Consider the following 15549-nt stretch of genomic DNA (forward strand, 5'->3'; position numbering starts at 1 on the left):
CCTACACCGCACTGACCGCCGACAGCCGGTGCACGTCCCGGGCCGTCCCCGTGACCCCCGACAGGAACCCCTGGGCGCGCGGTGACGCGTTCTCCGTCAGCCAGCTCGGGTCGATGTCGCAGACGGCGACGCGGACGTCCGTGCCGACCAGGGCCAGCGGGAGGGTGTGGACGACCGTCGAGGGGAAGCTGAGGATCGTACGGCCGATGGGGCCGCGGCGGGCGATCAGTTCGAGGGGGAGGTCGGGACGGACGATCTCCAGGCCCGTCTCGGCGGCCAGCCGGTGGAGTTTGTCGACGCTCTCGCGGCGGTGGGCGAAGTAGCGGGTCGCGCCGTGCGTCTTGGCGAGGGCGGCGACGGCTTCGAGGTAGCGGTCGCCGTCCACGACGCCGGTCTCGACGAGGGACGTGCCGACCAGGTCCGCGCCCTTGGTGATGCGGGGCGGGCCGAAGCGGGCGCGGGTCCAGGAGAAGTCGTTGGCCGTGATGCGGACGCCGTCCGGGGCCGAGTCGATCGGCATGGACGAGAAGATCTCGACCTGGCGTCTCTCGCTCGGGGTCAGGCGGCGCCGGGCCGACGACGAGATCGGGGCGAAGAGCACGTCACGCGGGCCCGGGCGGCCGCCGCGCCGGTGCCAGCGCACCAGGCGTTCACCGCGGGCGAGTTGGGAGACGAACTCCATCGTCGCGGTGCCGTCGTCGACGACGACCAGCTCGCGGGCCTTCGTGATGGTCAGAAGCAGTTGTACGTAACGGGAGAACGGGTCGCCCATCACTATGCGCTTGGCCTTGCGCAGCAGCGGCGCGAGACCGCCCACCGTGTGGAACGGGGCCGTGGTGCCGCCCCGCGCCTCCTCCCAGCGCACCTGGTGCCCCTCGTCGCGGGCGAGCTCCGCCATCCGGCGCAACTGCCCCCTTGTCATGGGGTCGTTCGGGGACAGGACGACGAGGGTGAGCCCCGCGCCGGGGTCCTGGAGGGCGTGGGTGTGCGCCCACTCCAGGACGTTCAGCAGCTGCACCGGGCTCTCGACAAAGGCGAGAGTGTGGGGGCCGGAGGAACCGGCGCGGGGGCTCATCGGCGTAAGACCGTCCCGTCGTAAGGGAATTGAGGAGGTACTCAGACCGAGACCGGCTCACCGGCGGCCGCGGCGATCTCCGCCTCAGCGACGACGCCCGAGACGCGGCGCAGCTTCTTCATCGGGCCGAGCTCCGACTCGTAGACCTTCTTGACGCCGTCGCCGAGGGAGGCCTCGATGGTGCGGATGTCGCGGACCAGGCGGGTCAGGCCCTGCGGCTCGACGGAGGCGGCCTGGTCGGAGCCCCACATGGCGCGGTCGAGGGTGATGTGGCGCTCGACGAAGGTGGCGCCGAGGGCGACCGCGGCGAGGGTGGTCTGCAGGCCCGTCTCGTGGCCGGAGTAGCCGATCGGGACGTTGGGGTACTCGGCCTGGAGGGTGTTGATGACGCGGAGGTTCAGCTCCTCCGCCTTCGCCGGGTAGGTCGAAGTGGCGTGGCAGAGAAGGATGTTGTCCGAACCGAGGACCTCGACCGCGTGGCGGATCTGCTTCGGGGTGGACATGCCGGTGGAGAGGATGACGGTGCGGCCGGTGGCGCGCAGCGAGCGCAGCAGCTCGTCGTCCGTGAGGGAGGCGGAGGCGACCTTGTGGGCGGGGACGTCGAACTTCTCCAGGAAGGCGACGGCCTCGGTGTCCCACGGGGAGGCGAACCAGGCGATGTTCTTGCTCTTGGAGTACTCGTCGATCTGGCGGTACTCGTCCTCGCCGAACTCCACGCGGTGGCGGTAGTCGATGTAGGTCATGCGACCCCAGGGGGTGTCGCGCTCGATGTCCCACTGGTCGCGCGGGGTGCAGATCTCCGGGGTGCGCTTCTGGAACTTGACGGCGTCGCAGCCGGCCTCGGCGGCCGCGTCGATCAGCTTGAACGCGTTCTCGAGGTCGCCGTTGTGGTTGATGCCGATCTCACCGACGACGTAGACGGGGTGACCCGGGCCGGCGGTCTTCGAACCGAAGGTGCGCAGACGGGAGTTGTTGCTCATGGTGAAGCCGTTCCTTACTTGTCGAGGGAGTCGAGAGAGTCGAAAGAGGGACCGAGGATCCAGCCGGCGATCTCTCGGATCGCGCCGTCGCCACCGGGAACGGTGGTGACCGCGCGTGCGGCGCCGCGTACGACGTCGTGGGCGCTCGCGACCGCCACGGGCCAGCCGACTACGGCGAAGCACGGGAGGTCGTTGACGTCGTTGCCGACGTAGAGCACGCGCTCCGGCGCGATGCCCTGCTCCTCGCACCACTGCTTGAGTGCGAGGTCTTTCCGGTCGATGCCGTGCAGCACGGGGATCTTGAGCTTCCGTGCGCGGGCGGCGACGACCGGGTTCTGTTCCGTGGACAGGATCAGCATCTTCAGCCCGCTCTTGCGCAGGGCCGCGATGCCGAGTCCGTCTCCGCGGTGCACGGAGACGAACTCCCGTCCGTCGGAGTCGATCAGCACCCTGTCGTCGGTCTGGGTGCCGTCGAAGTCGAGGACGACCGCGTCGATGTCGTCGGCGGTCGGAAGGGCGCCGGGACGGTCGGCGTCGAACAGCGGCGCCAGTGCCCGGGCCCGGGCGAGGTCGTGCGGGTCGTCGATCTCCAGCACGCGCGCGGGGTCGGTCCGCACGAGTTCCGTACGCCCGAAGAACCGGTGCTTGGCGGTACGGAAGCCGGTCGCGTCCATGGCGTAGACGGCGCCGGTCTCCAGGAGGTCCTGGGGGCGGTCCTGGCGGCGCGGGCGGAAGGACTTGTCGTGGTTGATGCCGTAGCCGCCTGCGGCGGCACGGGACTCCGCCGGGCGGCCGGCCTCGTCCAGCGCGACCGCCGTGGTGGCGCGCGCCGCGCCGGCTTCGCCGTGCGCTCGCGCGGCGGCATCCGCCACGGGCGCGGCCTGTCCCGGCGCACGGTCGGCCGCCACGCCGGTGCGCGACGCGAACTCGTCGTCCGCGTCCCGCCACACGAAGCCGTGGAAGGGGGCCACCGTGTGGGCCGTGTCCGCGCCCTTGTCGGTGATGGCCTTCACGACGCCGTCGACGTCCTCGCGGACGATGAACGGGCTGGTGCACTGGACGAGGAGGACCACGTCGACCGGGGAGCCGTGGAGCGCCTCGTGGGCGTCCATGGCGTGCAGGACGGCGGCCTCGGAGGTGGCGGTGTCGCCGGCGATCGCGGCGGGGCGCAGCACGACCTCGGCGCCGGCCTCGCGGGCCACGGCGGCGATCCTGGTGTCGTCCGTGGAGACGACCACGTCCGTGACGAGGCGGGAGGCACGGCACTCGCGTACGGCGCGGGCCACCAGGGGCACTCCCCCGACAGGGGCGAGGTTCTTCGCGGGGACGCCCTTGGAACCGCCGCGGGCGGGGATGACCGCGAGCACACGGCGTACGTGCGCCGCCTGGCCCGCTTCCGAGTGGGACATTCGCTGTACTCCTTGGGAGGGGATGGAGGCGCTCACAGCTCGCCCATCCGCCGGATGACGGGGGCCACGCGCTGCACTCCGTGGCGGTAGGCGCCGCGTGCCGCGCGGCGCACGATCTGCCGTACGGGGCTGGGCTCCTTGTCCGCCGCGGGCGCGCCGGGCAGTGGGCTCCCGTCCGGGCCGAGGTGGTGGCGGGCGAGGATGCCGGGGAGGTAGCCGGGCGCGGTGACGGGCGTGTAGTACGGCCGCAGCGGCGGGAGTTCACCGGCGGCGAGCAGCCCGGTGATGCGGGCGCGCGCCATGTCGAAGGCCGTCTCGTACGAGCCGTCGGCGGCGACGCCCTGCCGTGCCACCCACTCCTCGTCGGGCAACGGCTGGTGGCCGTCGTCGAGCTGGTCCCAGGAGGCCAGGCATCCCGAGCCCACGAAGTGGTGGTTGCCGAGCGCCTCGCGCACCCCGAGGTCGCTGAGGACGACGGTGGGGATACGGCGGTGCAGGGACTCCAGGGCCGCCGTGGAGCTGATGGTGACCAGCAGGTCGGTGCGGTCGAGGACCTCGCCCATGTGCCCGTAGACGAGGCGGAAGTTGGCCGGCAGGTCGGTCTTCTGGGCCAGCTTCTGGTAGGGCAACTCCTCGATGTGCGTGGTGTGTTCGCCCGGCCTGGAGCGCAGCTTCAGCAGGACCTCGCGGTCGGGGTGCAACCGTGCGTGCCCGATCAGCCGGTTCAGCAGGTACGTACGGTCCTTGCGGCTCTCCGGCACGGAGGGCTGCGCGGCGAAGACGACCGTGTACGGGTCGTTCTTCGTGTAGGTGTCCCCGCCGAGGAAGGGCAGCGCCACCTCGGTCACCGATCCGGCGTCGGCGCCCACTCCCTCGTACACGGCCCGGAAACGGTCCGCGTCCTGGCGGGAGTTGGCGAGGACGAGGTCCGCGCCGTGCCGCAGCAGCAGGCCGTCGGCGAGCTTCTCGTAGACGACGCCGACATAGCCGGTGACGACCACGGGCCGCCGCCCGCGTCCCTGCCAGAGGTTCGCGAGTCCGTGCAGCATCGCCTGTACGGCGCCGCCCACGAGGGCGAGCACGAGGACGTCGTACTCCTCCTGCTCCATGGCGCGCAGGAACTCGACGCCGGTGACCTCGCGGAGGGAGTCCGCGCGGACGCCGACCTCTTCGAGCTGGCGGGCGGTGGGGGTGGCACGGCCGCGCAGGAGGTAGCCGTCGAGCCGGATGTCCGAATCGGCCGGTGAGATGCGGTTCGCGGTGAGCGAGCCCCATTTCCACCGGGTATCGGAATCGGCGAGGACGGCAACCCGCAGGGACTTCGAGGTACTTGCTGGCACGCCCCAAACGCTAGGAACCCATTTCGAGGAGCGGCCCAACCAGAATGCAACAAACGGTTAACAGCACATCGACGAATGGCGAATCGGCCACCGATCGGCGTGAAACCGAGCGTGGTTCACGGTACCGCCACGCTTCGTTCACCTGGCATCTCACCAACGGTCAAGACGAATGCCGGGCCGCCGCCTAACGTCGATCGCGTGGTCAAGCTCTCCGTCATCGTGCCGTTCTACAACGTGCAGCAATACGCACCCGACACCCTGAAGAGCCTGCGTGCGAACGCCCGCGGGGACTTCGAATTCATTCTCGTCGACGACTGCTCTCGCGACGAGACCCCGGACATTCTCGCGCGTGCGGAGCGCGAGCTCCCGGGTGCGGTGTACGTCCGACACGAGCAGAACGGAGGACTCGCGACCGCACGCAACACCGGCATCGACGCGGCGCGCGGCGAATACCTCACGTTCCTCGACGGGGACGACTGGATCGCCCCCGGCTACTTCGAGCAGCTCGTGGCCTCCATAGAGGACCTGGGCTGCGACTTCGTCCGCACGGACCATGTCCAGTGCACCGCGCGGGCCCGCACCGTCTCGCGGGTTCCGCACGGCAGGCGCGGTGTCGTGATGAACCCGCGCGACGCGATTCTCCCCACCGACCGGTCCACCTCCGTCGACTACGCCTACGCCTGGGCGGGCATCTACCACCGCCGGCTCCTCGACCGCGGCCTGCTGCACTTCACCGACGGACTGCGTACGGCCGAGGACCGGCCGTGGATCTGGAAGCTGCACCGGGAGGCGGAATCCTTCGCCGCGGTGGGGCTTCTCGGTGTGTTCTACCGGCGTGGTGTGGCTTCCTCTCTCACCCAGATCGGGGACGTGCGCCAGCTCGATTTCATTCGCGCGTTCGACCAGGTTGTGGCGGAAACCGCCGAGGACCGGGACGCGGAAAAGCTTCTCCCCAAAGCCGTTCGAACATATTGCGCCATCATTTCCCATCATCTTGGATCCATCGAAAGGTTCGAGCCGTCCGTGGCGCGGAAACTGAAGTCGATGAGTGCCGTCGCTCTGCGGCGTATGCCGCAGGACGTGCTCGACGAAGCCCTCGACTCGATGGACCTGCAGCGCGCGACGCGGCTGCGCCGGCTGCGCCGCCGTCCGGCTCCGGCCACGGGGGTGGCCGCGTGACCACGCAGATCTTCATGGCCTCGACGCTGTACGGGGCGGCCACGCTCGCGGCGGCGCTCGACAGCGAGTGCTTCGCCCCCGCCGACCGGCGCGTGCTGCTCGTCTCGAACAACGCGGCGACGCCCGAGACGACACCCGGCGTGGACGAGATGCCCGGCTTCGACCGGGTGCGCGCCCGCTTCGACGACGTGGTCTCCTGGAACGAGACCATCTCCCCCTTCCATCCCGGAGGCTGGACCCCGCGCCCCGACGACGTACCGCTGTGGGAGCGGCATCTGCGGCTGGCGTGGAACCTGGGTGACGACGACGTCGAGCTCGCCGTCGAGTCCATCCAGGTCAACCCGGCACTCGGCGTCACGCAGATCTTCACCGGCGCGCCCGTCACGGTCTACGCGGACGGCCTGATGAGCTACGGCCCCACCCGCAACAAGATCGACCCGCTGGTCGGCACGCGCGTGACCCGGCTCCTCCACCTGGACCTGGTCCCCGGCCTCACGCCGCTCCTGCTCACCGAGTTCGGCGTCGCACCGGAGATCGTGCCGACGGACGCCTTCGTCAAGGTGCTCGCCGAACTGGAGGACACCGGTGCCGAGTTGCCCGTCATCGACGAACCGGCCCTGCTCCTCGGCCAGTACCTCTCCGCGCTCGACATCCTCACCACCGAGGAGGAGGAGAACCTCCACGTCCGGATGCTGAAGGGCGCCGTCGAACTCGGCCACACCCGCGTGGTGTTCAAGCCGCATCCCACCGCCCCGGCCCGCTGGTCCCGCATCCTGGAGAAGGAGGCGGAGAAGATCGGCGTCGACCTGACGGTGCTCGACACCCCGGTCCTCGCCGAGGTCCTCTACCAGCGGATGCGCCCCGCTCTGGTCGTCGGCTGCTTCTCCACGGCCCTGTTCACGGCGTCCGCGCTCTACGGCCTGCCGGTCGCCCGTATCGGCACCGACTCGCTCCTCGACCGCCTGGCGCCCTACGAGAACAGCAACCGCGTCCCCGTCACCATCGTCGACGCCCTGCTGCCCGAGCTGACGGACCGTGCGGCGGTCGCCGAACAGCGGCCGGGGATGGACATCGCCGACCTCAACGGCCTCCTGAGGGCCGTCGGTTTCGCCATGCAGGCGAAGATCTATCCCGGCCTGCGCCCGGCCGCCGAGAAGTATCTGACGCACCATCTGAACCCGCACATCTGGCGGTACTTCAAGCGCAAGCGGCTGACCTCGCTGGCGCTGCCGGGCGCGGTCCCGGCCCAGCTGGCGTTCCTGCCGCGCAACGCGACGGTCCGCCGTGTCGCGCGCCGGGCGCGTTCGCTGCGGCGGGTGGTACGCCGCTGAGCGGTCTCGGCAAGGTCATCGCGCGGCGACGGGCGCGGGGTGGGATCACCAAGGTCCCGGCCCGCGCCCGTTTGCGCGGGAGAATTCCCGGGCCATGGCGAGAGATCCGGCGATACAAAGCGAAGCACGGGTGAACGAGAGAAAGCGGTAAGGAGAAGCGTTGGCCTGTCAATTACTCCTTGCCTGTGAATCCGACTAGCGTGCTGTGGATTACATGCACCCACGGGGAAAGACACGGAGAAAGACGCGGGATGAACTCGTCCGACCAGATGGCACCGACACGTCCGGCACCGCTGCCCGCCCCTGAGGCACCCACGCCGACGGCCTCGCTGCCCTTGGCCTCCGAGACGTCCCCGGCGCCGCCGGCTCCCCCCGCCGCCACCCCGCCCAGGCGCGAGAGCCGGCTGCGCGCGCTGGACGGCCTGCGCCTGCTGGCCGCGCTGATGGTCTGCCTCTACCACTACGCCGGGCGGGGCGGGGTGATCTCGGACTCCTGGCACCAGTCCCCGCTGCAGATGTTCCCGACGCTGTCGCGGGCGGCGGTCTACGGCTGCCTCGGCGTGCAGTTCTTCTTCGTCATCAGCGGCTTCGTGATCTGCATGAGCAGTTGGGGCCGGACCCTGGGCGACTTCTTCCGCTCCCGGGTCGCCCGCCTCTACCCGGCGTACTGGGCCGCGCTGGTCCTGGTCACCGCGGCGGCGTTCGTGCTGCCGGCCGTCGTGCACCACGCGAGGCTCGACGACTTCCTGGTCAACCTGACGATGCTCCAGCAGCCCATGGGAGCCCCGCGGATCCTGGGCGTGTGCTGGACTCTGTGGGTGGAGGTGCGCTTCTACGTCCTGTTCGCCCTGCTCGTCGTGCGACGGGGCGTCACCTACCGGAGCGTGGTGCTGTTCTGCTGCCTCTGGACGGTGGCCTGCGCCCTCGCCCGGGTCGCCGACACCCCGCTGGCGGACGAGCTGGTCATGCCCGACCAGGCCCCCTTCTTCATCGGCGGCCTGGCCCTCTACCTGATCCACCGTTTCGGGAGCGACCTGCTGCTGTGGGGCATCGTGGCCATGTCCTGGCTGCTGGGCCAGCGTGCCGCGACGATGGCGCTGTGGCACCCCGGCGACCACCACCGCGACCCGCACGTCATCCTGCTGATCGTCACGCTCGCCTTCGCGGCCGTCGCGGTCGTGGCGCTGGGCTGGACGCGCTGGGCGAACTGGCGCTGGCTGACGGTGGCGGGGGCGCTGACGTACCCGTTCTATCTGGTGCACGAGCACCTGGGCTGGTTCGTCATCCGGGTGCTGCACCGCGATTTCGGCCTGCACCCGTATGCGACCCTCCCGGTCACGGTACTGAGCCTGCTGGCCCTTTCCTGGTTGATCCACCGTTTCGTGGAGAAGCCTTTCGGGCCCCGACTGAAGCGGTCCCTGCGGCGGCCGCTCGACAACACCGTCCGGTAAATTCCAGTGAATCGGGAATTACCCTCCCGTTCATCTTGTGACGGGTTTCGCATTCTCTCTCCGGGCAGACGCGGAATAGTCCTTGACCGGCCCACAGGTCCCCCATAGCTTCCTGTGCCTGTTGGTCTCGTCCGCCCCCGCACAAGGGAGTGCTTTCTCCTCATGACTGCAGCACAGGGCACGATCCGGCCGCCCCACCGACTCGACGACGTACCAGGCTGGTTCCCCGTACTCGACCAGACCCTCTTCAACTGGTTCCTGGACCGTCAGGAGTCCGCGGAGGTGCGGGGCGACCTGCTGGAGGTCGGCGTGTACATGGGCAAGAGCGCGATATTCCTGGGTCGCCATCTGCGGGAGGGCGAGCGGTACACGGTGTGCGACCTCTTCGAGGGCGACGCCCCGGACGACGCCAACCGGGCGGAGTCCACGAAGTCGTACAGCGCGCTCACCCGGCGGGTCTTCGAGGAGAACTACCTCTCCTTCCATGACGAGCTGCCCCGTGTCCTGCACGGCCCCAGCTCGGTCGTGCCCTCCGAGGTCGAGCCCCGCTCCTGCCGGTTCGTGCACATCGACGCCTCGCACCTGTACGAGCATGTGCACGGGGACATCGGCGCGGCCCGCGACGCACTGCTGCCCGGCGGCATCGTCGTCCTCGACGACTTCCGCTCGGAGCACACTCCCGGCGTCTCCGTCGCCACGTGGGAGGCGGTCCTCAACCGGGGCCTGCACCCGATCTGCCTCAGCACCCAGAAGCTGTACGGGACCTGGGGCGACCCCGAGCCCGTCCAGGAGGAGCTGCTGGCCATGGTGCGGGGGCGGGGGGACTGCCACCTCAGCGTCCAGCAGGCGGCCGGACACCGCCTCGTCCGCCTCAAGTCCAAGAACATGCCCGCCCCGGACTTCCCGGCCTCCCGACACCCTGCCGACGTTCCCACGAGTACGCCGGGCCACCGGACGCCGTCCGGGTCCACCCCGCAGACCCGGCCCGCGCCCCGCCGCAGCCGCACCCACCGAATCGCCGTCGACCTCCTGCCCCCGGCCCTCACGCGGGCCCTGCGGAACGCCCGCACGACAAGGCTCCCGGGTCCCAAGTGACTCGACGGCGCCGCTGCTCGGCTCGGCGCCCACCCGCCGGTCACCTGATCCCGTAGCGCGCCTCGATCCCCGCCACGACCAGCCGCAGGCCCTCCTCGAAGCCCTCCTCGTAGCCCTCGAAGATCTGCTCCCCCGCAGCCGCCGCCAGGGGGAACTCCCGCATGCGGGCGGCGCGTTCCTCGACGTCGTAGCCCTCGCGGCGTTCGCCGGGGAGGGGCTGGACGCCCTGTTCCTCGGTGAGGAAGCCGAGGGTGTACATGTACGCGGTCGTGGTGGCGCGGACGGCCTGCGGGAGGGTGAAACCGGCCTGCGTGAAGAGGCGCAGGGTCGCCTCCATCTCCACGGCGTGCAGGGTGCCGGTGAAGCGTGAGCCGCTGAAGACCTTGGCGCCGTCGCGATAGCCGAGCAGTGCGGTGCGCAGGCCGCGGCTGGATGCCAGGAGGCGGTCCTGCCAGGTGGCGGCGGCCGCTACGGGCACGTCGGCGACCATGCGGCGGTACATCTCCGTCGCCATCTCGTCGAGCAGGGCCTGCTTGTTCTTGAAGTGCCAGTACAGGGCCGGTGCCTGGACGTTCAGCTCCTTGGCGATGGCCCGGAGGGTGAGCCCGTCGAGGCCGACCTCGTTCAGCAGCCTCAGGGCCGTCTCGGTGACGAGCCTCTTGTCCAGCTTGGGGGATTTCTGGGTAGCCACGGTTGACAGTTTAACGCCGTTAAGTGCACGCTCCAAGGCATGGAACTTAACGGCGTTAAGGAGATGGACATGAACACGGACGTACTCGTCGTCGGCGCCGGCCCCACCGGTCTCGCCCTCGCCGTCGACCTCGCCCGGCGCGGCGTACGCGCCCTCGTGGTGGAGAAGGCCGAGGGGCTCTTCCCCGGCTCGCGCGGCAAGGGACTCCAGCCGCGCACCATGGAGGTCCTCGACGACCTCGGCGTCCTCGACGCGGTCCGCGCGGCGGGCGGCCCGTACCCGGTCAACATGGTCTGGAAGGACGGGGAGCGCGCGGGCGAGCACCGGATGTTCGACGCGAGCGAGCCGACGGAGGCAGAGCCCTTCCAGGGGCCGTGGATGCTGCCGCAGTGGCGTACGCAGGAGATCCTCTTCGCACGGCTGACCGAGCTCGGCGGAGAGGTCGCGTTCGGGCGGGAGCTGGTGGGGATCGCGCAGGACGCGGACGGAGTGACGGCGGAGTTCGCCGCAGGGGCGCCCGTCCGTGCCCGGTACGCCGTCGCCGCCGACGGTGGCCGCTCCACCGTGCGGCGCGCGCTCGGCATCGGCATGACCGGCGAGACCGTGGACCCCCAGCCGGTGCTGGTCGCCGACGTCCGTCTGGACGGGCCGCTCGGCGGGCTCGACCGCGAGAACTGGCATGTCTTCCCACCCGCCGGCGACCAGGGCTACATGGCGATCTGCCCGCTGCCGGGCGTCGAGGACTTCCAGCTGGTCGCGCAGTTCGCGGAGGGGACGACCCCCGACCTGTCCCTCGACGGGATACGCAAGCTCGTCGCCACGCGGTCGCATCTCGCCCCCGACGCCGTCACCGAGGTGCGCTGGGCCTCCGGCTTCCGGCCGCGCGCGGCGATGGCGGACCGTTTCCGGGAGGGGCGCGTGTTCCTCGCCGGGGACGCCGCGCACGTCCACTCACCGGCCGGCGGGCAGGGCCTGAACACCAGCATCCAGGACGCGTACAACCTGGGCTGGAAGCTGTCCGCCGTACTGCGCGGCGAGACCGGCCCCACCCTCCTCGACTCCTATGAGGAGGAGCGGCTGCCCAACGCCGCCGCCATGCTCGGCCTGAGCACGCGGGTCCACCGCGGGGAGGTCCGGCGCGGCGAGGCCACCGATCAGCTCGGCCTCGGCTACCGGGGCCGCGCCCTGTCGTCGGAGACCCGCGCCGCCCTCCCCGAGGACGCCCTGCACGCGGGCGACCGCGCACCCGACGGCATCCGTGGCGGCGTACGCCTCTTCGACGCGTTCCGGGGCCCGCACTGGACCCTGCTCACCGTCGGCACGGACGCCGGGCTGCCGGACCTCGGCCGCCTCCCCGCCGTGCGGATTCCGGCGTACGAGGCCTACGGCACCGGGGTCTTCCTCGTCCGGCCGGACGGGTACGTGGGCTGGGCGGGCGTTACGGCGGAGGGGCTGGCGGAGTACGCGGCGGGAGTCGGCCTCTCCTAGGCGCTGGCCAGCGTGAGCTTCACGGCGAAGCCGAGGAAGAGGGCGCCCGCGGCGGTGGTGGCCCCCGCGGACAGGCGCTTCCTGCGCCGGAAGGCCGCCGCCAGCTTCGTACCGCTGAATATCAGTGCGGTGAGATAGAGGAAGCTCGCGAGCTGGGCGAAGGCGCCGAGGACGACGAAGGACAGAGCGGGATAGGCGTACCCCGGGTCGACGAACTGCACGAAGAAGGCGACGAAGAAGAGGATCGCCTTCGGGTTGAACAGGCTGACGACGAACGCCCGCCGGAAGGGCCGTTCATCGGCGGCGGCAGGGGTGGCGTCCTCGTGGACGGCCTTCTCCCGCCGGGTCCGCCACATCTCCCACGCCGCCCGCAGCATCCCGACCGCGAGCCAGCTCAGATACCCGGCCCCCGCGTACTTCACGATCCCGAACAGCACGGCGTTCGCCTGCAGCAGCGAGGCGACTCCGGCCGCAGACAGCGTCATCAGCACGGTGTCCCCGCACCAGACGCCCGCCGCGGCGGTGTAACCGGCCCGCACTCCGCGGCGGGCGGCCACGGAGAGGACGTAGAGCGAGTTCGGCCCGGGGAGCAGGACGATCAGGACAAGGCCTGCGAGATAGGTGGGGAGATCGATGACACCAAGCATGGAATGGAGTGTCGCACGGGGGTACGACACTCCCGCTTCGAGTGGTGCGGATCAGTCTCCGTCGAGGCGGGTGGCCCGACCCTCAGAACGCATCCGTAGGCACGTAAGTCCCCCAGACCCCCCGCAGCGCGTTGCAGACCTCGCCCACCGTCGCGCGTGCGCGCAGGGCGTCCTTCATCGGGTAGAGGACGTTGTCCGTGCCCTCCGCCGCCTTCTTCAGCTCGGCGAGGGCCGCATCGACGGCCGACTGGTCGCGGTCGGCGCGCAGCTTGGCGAGGCGTTCCGCCTGCTGGGCCTCGATGGCCGGGTCGACGCGGAGGGGCTCGTACGGCTCCTCGGCGTCGAGCTGGAAGCGGTTGACGCCGACGACGACGCGCTCGCCGGAGTCGGTCTCCTGGGCGATGCGGTACGCGCTGCGCTCGATCTCGCCCTTCTGGAAGCCGTGCTCGATGGCGTTGACGGCGCCGCCCAGCTCTTCGACCTTCGCCATGAGTTCGACGGCGGCGGCCTCGACCTCGTCGGTCATCTGCTCGATGACGTACGAGCCGGCGAAGGGGTCGACGGTCGCGGTCACGTCGGTCTCGTAGGCGAGGACCTGCTGCGTGCGGAGCGCGAGGCGGGCCGACTTGTCGGTCGGCAGCGCGATCGCCTCGTCGAAGGAGTTGGTGTGCAGCGACTGCGTGCCGCCGAGCACGGCGGCGAGACCCTGGACGGCGACGCGCACCAGGTTCACCTCCGGCTGCTGCGCGGTCAGCTGCACGCCCGCGGTCTGCGTGTGGAAGCGCAGCATCAGCGACTTCGGGTTCTTCGCGCCGAACTCGTCCTTCATCACGCGGGCCCAAATGCGCCTGGCCGCACGGAACTTGGCGACCTCTTCGAGGATCGTCGTACGCGAGACGAAGAAGAAGGACAGCCGGGGGGCGAAGTCGTCGACGTCCATGCCGGCCGCGACCGCCGTGCGGACGTACTCGATGCCGTCCGCCAGCGTGAACGCGATCTCCTGCGCGGGCGAGGCGCCGGCCTCGGCCATGTGGTAGCCGGAGATCGAGATCGTGTTCCACTTCGGGATCTCGGTCCTGCAGTACTTGAAGATGTCCGCGATCAGCCGCAGCGACGGCTTGGGCGGGAAGATGTACGTCCCGCGCGCGATGTACTCCTTCAGCACGTCGTTCTGGATCGTGCCCGTCAGCTGGTCGGCCGGGACGCCCTGCTCCTCGCCGACGAGCTGGTACATCAGCAGGAGCAGCGCGGCGGGAGCGTTGATCGTCATCGACGTCGACACCTTGTCCAGCGGGATGCCGCCGAACAGGATCCGCATGTCCTCGATCGAGTCGATGGCGACGCCGACCTTGCCGACCTCGCCGGAGGCGATCTTGGCGTCGGAGTCGTGGCCCATCTGGGTGGGCAGGTCGAAGGCGACGGAGAGCCCCATCGTGCCGTTGGCGATCAGCTGCTTGTAGCGGGCGTTCGACTCCACCGCCGTACCGAAGCCGGCGTACTGCCGCATCGTCCACGGGCGGCCGGTGTACATCGACGGGTAGACGCCTCGCGTGAAGGGGTACTTCCCGGGCTCGCCCAGCTTCTCCGCCGGATCCCAGCCCTCCAGAGCATCAGGCCCGTAGACCGGCTCGATGGGCAGTCCGGACTCCGACTCGCGCGCCATTGCTGTGCCTCCCGCTGAAGCTACTTACTGGTAGGACCGACCCTCGCCACGGACTGTAGCTGCGGCCGTGCGCGGGGTGGAGAGGACCGCGCTGGGACCTTGCTCACAGAGTCCATTCCCAGCATGGCGCGTCGTTCGCAACCGGGCGCGCGTGGGGAGCATCTCAGGTGACACGACGACGCACCGGGGGTTGGATTGCGTACGACTGGTATGAGGAGTTCGCTGGCCGCCATCGTGGCGCTCGTAGCGGTGAGCGGCTGTACGGCCCAGGCCGTGGACTCGCACGGGAGGACACCCTCGGCCGCCGCGAAGACGGGCCGTTCGGCCACGCCCGACGACGACAGACCGGGCAGCTCGACCCCGTCCGCCGCCGCGAAGGTCCTCTGGTCGCACGGCGACAAGGGCACGGACGTCCGTAGGGTCCAGGCCCGGCTGCACCAGGTCGCCTGGCTCATCCCGGCGCCGACGGGGACGTACGACTCCCCCACGGTCGCCGCCGTGAAGGGCTTCCAGGGCAAGCGGGGCCTGCCGCGCACCGGCGAGATGGACGCCGTGACCTGGCAGCGGCTGCGGCGTATGACGCACGATCCGGCCGACTGGGAGCTCTACCCGTACGGCGGGCAGCCGGTCGCGAAGCCGGATCCGCGCTGTATGACGGGCCGGGTGCTGTGCGTCAGCAAGAAGAGCCGCACACTGCGCTGGATGATCGACGGCCGGACGGTCTCGTCGATGGACGTGCGGTTCGGCTCGCAGTACACGCCGACCCGCGAAGGTGTGTTCAACGTCTACTTCAAGTCCCGCCACCACGTGTCGACGATCTACCACACGCCCATGCCGTACGCGATGTTCTTCAGCGGTGGCCAGGCGGTCCACTACTCCGCCGACTTCGCGGCCCGCGGCTACTACGGCGCCTCGCACGGCTGCGTCAACGTACGGGACGAGGGGAAGGTCTCGGCGCTGTTCGCGCAGGTCCGCGACGGGGACAAGGTCGTCATCTACTGGTGACGCCGTCCGGCGGAGAGCCGGGGTGACGGAGGGAGTGGGGCGCGGGCGGGACCGGGGGAACGTGTCCCGCCCGCGCCGTGTGCACCGGGCCGAGAGTACGGGGGGAACTCCGGCTCGGTGCGACGGCCGATGACCAGTCGGCTCACTCATTACTGCGCCACGGCGGCCGAAAACGTCACACCTGTGTCGAAGAAA

General features: G+C 70.3%; 13 protein-coding genes. 6 read left to right on the top strand and 7 right to left on the bottom strand.

All coding sequences use genetic code 11. The features are described 5' to 3' along the window. Position 1 precedes the first annotated feature (1 nt). From AB5J56_RS17605 to AB5J56_RS17620, 4 genes are read right to left on the bottom strand one after another with little or no spacing between them, the layout of a single operon-like run. The gene (locus AB5J56_RS17605; protein WP_369233692.1) at positions 2 to 1075 is read right to left on the bottom strand and encodes a hypothetical protein; all 1074 of its coding nucleotides are present in this window, start codon (positions 1073 to 1075) and stop codon (positions 2 to 4) included. Positions 1076 to 1116: 41 nt separating this feature from the next. Next, positions 1117 to 2055: an N-acetylneuraminate synthase family protein gene (locus AB5J56_RS17610; RefSeq protein ID WP_369233693.1), complete on the bottom strand. Its 939-nt coding sequence runs from the start codon at positions 2053 to 2055 to the stop codon at positions 1117 to 1119. Between the two features lie 14 nt (positions 2056 to 2069). Further along, on the bottom strand, positions 2070 to 3464 hold the full coding sequence (locus AB5J56_RS17615; protein ID WP_369233694.1) for an HAD hydrolase family protein: 1395 nt from the start codon (positions 3462 to 3464) through the stop codon (positions 2070 to 2072). A 32-nt stretch (positions 3465 to 3496) separates the two neighbouring features. Continuing rightward, entirely contained in the window at positions 3497 to 4804 is a 1308-nt protein-coding gene (locus AB5J56_RS17620) for a DUF6716 putative glycosyltransferase (protein WP_369233695.1), read from the bottom strand. Between the two features lie 198 nt (positions 4805 to 5002). Between AB5J56_RS17620 and AB5J56_RS17625 the strand changes: the two genes are divergently transcribed. The 4 genes from AB5J56_RS17625 to AB5J56_RS17640 all read left to right on the top strand — a co-directional run bounded on the left by AB5J56_RS17625 (position 5003) and on the right by AB5J56_RS17640 (position 9860). Beyond that, positions 5003 to 5983 (top strand): glycosyltransferase family 2 protein, encoded by a 981-nt coding sequence (locus tag AB5J56_RS17625; protein ID WP_369242611.1) that lies wholly within the window; start codon positions 5003 to 5005, stop codon positions 5981 to 5983. Further along, positions 5980 to 7314 carry an alpha-2,8-polysialyltransferase family protein gene (locus AB5J56_RS17630; RefSeq protein ID WP_369233696.1) on the top strand — a complete coding sequence of 445 codons (1335 nt, stop codon included), beginning with the start codon at positions 5980 to 5982 and terminating at the stop codon, positions 7312 to 7314. Before AB5J56_RS17625 ends, AB5J56_RS17630 begins: the two co-directional genes overlap by 4 nt. A gap of 251 nt (positions 7315 to 7565) precedes the next feature. Continuing rightward, the gene (locus AB5J56_RS17635) at positions 7566 to 8765 is read left to right on the top strand and encodes an acyltransferase family protein (RefSeq protein ID WP_369233697.1); all 1200 of its coding nucleotides are present in this window, start codon (positions 7566 to 7568) and stop codon (positions 8763 to 8765) included. Positions 8766 to 8927: 162 nt separating this feature from the next. Next, positions 8928 to 9860 carry a class I SAM-dependent methyltransferase gene (locus AB5J56_RS17640; protein WP_369233698.1) on the top strand — a complete coding sequence of 311 codons (933 nt, stop codon included), beginning with the start codon at positions 8928 to 8930 and terminating at the stop codon, positions 9858 to 9860. 40 nt (positions 9861 to 9900) lie between these two features. Here AB5J56_RS17640 and AB5J56_RS17645 read toward each other — a convergent pair whose 3' ends face one another. Continuing rightward, positions 9901 to 10551 carry a TetR/AcrR family transcriptional regulator C-terminal domain-containing protein gene (locus AB5J56_RS17645; protein WP_369233699.1) on the bottom strand — a complete coding sequence of 217 codons (651 nt, stop codon included), beginning with the start codon at positions 10549 to 10551 and terminating at the stop codon, positions 9901 to 9903. Positions 10552 to 10620: 69 nt separating this feature from the next. Between AB5J56_RS17645 and AB5J56_RS17650 the strand changes: the two genes are divergently transcribed. Then, a complete protein-coding gene (locus tag AB5J56_RS17650; protein ID WP_369233700.1) occupies positions 10621 to 12039 on the top strand; it encodes an FAD-dependent oxidoreductase in 1419 nt (472 codons plus the stop codon). On the opposite strand, the gene leuE is transcribed toward AB5J56_RS17650, so the two are convergent. After that, positions 12036 to 12686, bottom strand: coding sequence for a leucine efflux protein LeuE (leuE, locus tag AB5J56_RS17655; protein WP_369233701.1), 651 nt, complete (start codon positions 12684 to 12686; stop codon positions 12036 to 12038). The genes AB5J56_RS17650 and leuE overlap by 4 nt on opposite strands. Before the next feature lie 82 nt (positions 12687 to 12768). Then, positions 12769 to 14349 carry a methylmalonyl-CoA mutase gene (locus AB5J56_RS17660; RefSeq protein WP_369233702.1) on the bottom strand — a complete coding sequence of 527 codons (1581 nt, stop codon included), beginning with the start codon at positions 14347 to 14349 and terminating at the stop codon, positions 12769 to 12771. A 210-nt stretch (positions 14350 to 14559) separates the two neighbouring features. Here AB5J56_RS17660 and AB5J56_RS17665 point away from each other — a divergent pair, with 210 nt between their 5' ends. Beyond that, positions 14560 to 15354, top strand: coding sequence for a L,D-transpeptidase family protein (locus AB5J56_RS17665; protein ID WP_369233703.1), 795 nt, complete (start codon positions 14560 to 14562; stop codon positions 15352 to 15354). Positions 15355 to 15549: the final 195 nt, after the last annotated feature.

The sequence above is a fragment of the Streptomyces sp. R21 genome, from assembly GCF_041051975.1.
Classification (GTDB): domain Bacteria; phylum Actinomycetota; class Actinomycetes; order Streptomycetales; family Streptomycetaceae; genus Streptomyces.

Excerpts from the sequence above, each read along its gene's own strand:
- AB5J56_RS17605 (WP_369233692.1), bottom strand. The coding sequence starts at position 1,075 with ATGAGCCCCCGCGCCGGTTCCTCCGGCCCCCACACTCTCGCCTTTGTC.
- AB5J56_RS17610 (WP_369233693.1), bottom strand. The coding sequence starts at position 2,055 with ATGAGCAACAACTCCCGTCTGCGCACCTTCGGTTCGAAGACCGCCGGC.
- AB5J56_RS17615 (WP_369233694.1), bottom strand. The coding sequence starts at position 3,464 with ATGTCCCACTCGGAAGCGGGCCAGGCGGCGCACGTACGCCGTGTGCTC.
- AB5J56_RS17635 (WP_369233697.1), top strand. The coding sequence starts at position 7,566 with ATGAACTCGTCCGACCAGATGGCACCGACACGTCCGGCACCGCTGCCC.
- AB5J56_RS17640 (WP_369233698.1), top strand. The coding sequence starts at position 8,928 with ATGACTGCAGCACAGGGCACGATCCGGCCGCCCCACCGACTCGACGAC.
- AB5J56_RS17650 (WP_369233700.1), top strand. The coding sequence starts at position 10,621 with ATGAACACGGACGTACTCGTCGTCGGCGCCGGCCCCACCGGTCTCGCC.
- leuE (WP_369233701.1), bottom strand. The coding sequence starts at position 12,686 with ATGCTTGGTGTCATCGATCTCCCCACCTATCTCGCAGGCCTTGTCCTG.
- AB5J56_RS17660 (WP_369233702.1), bottom strand. The coding sequence starts at position 14,349 with ATGGCGCGCGAGTCGGAGTCCGGACTGCCCATCGAGCCGGTCTACGGG.
- AB5J56_RS17665 (WP_369233703.1), top strand. The coding sequence starts at position 14,560 with ATGAGGAGTTCGCTGGCCGCCATCGTGGCGCTCGTAGCGGTGAGCGGC.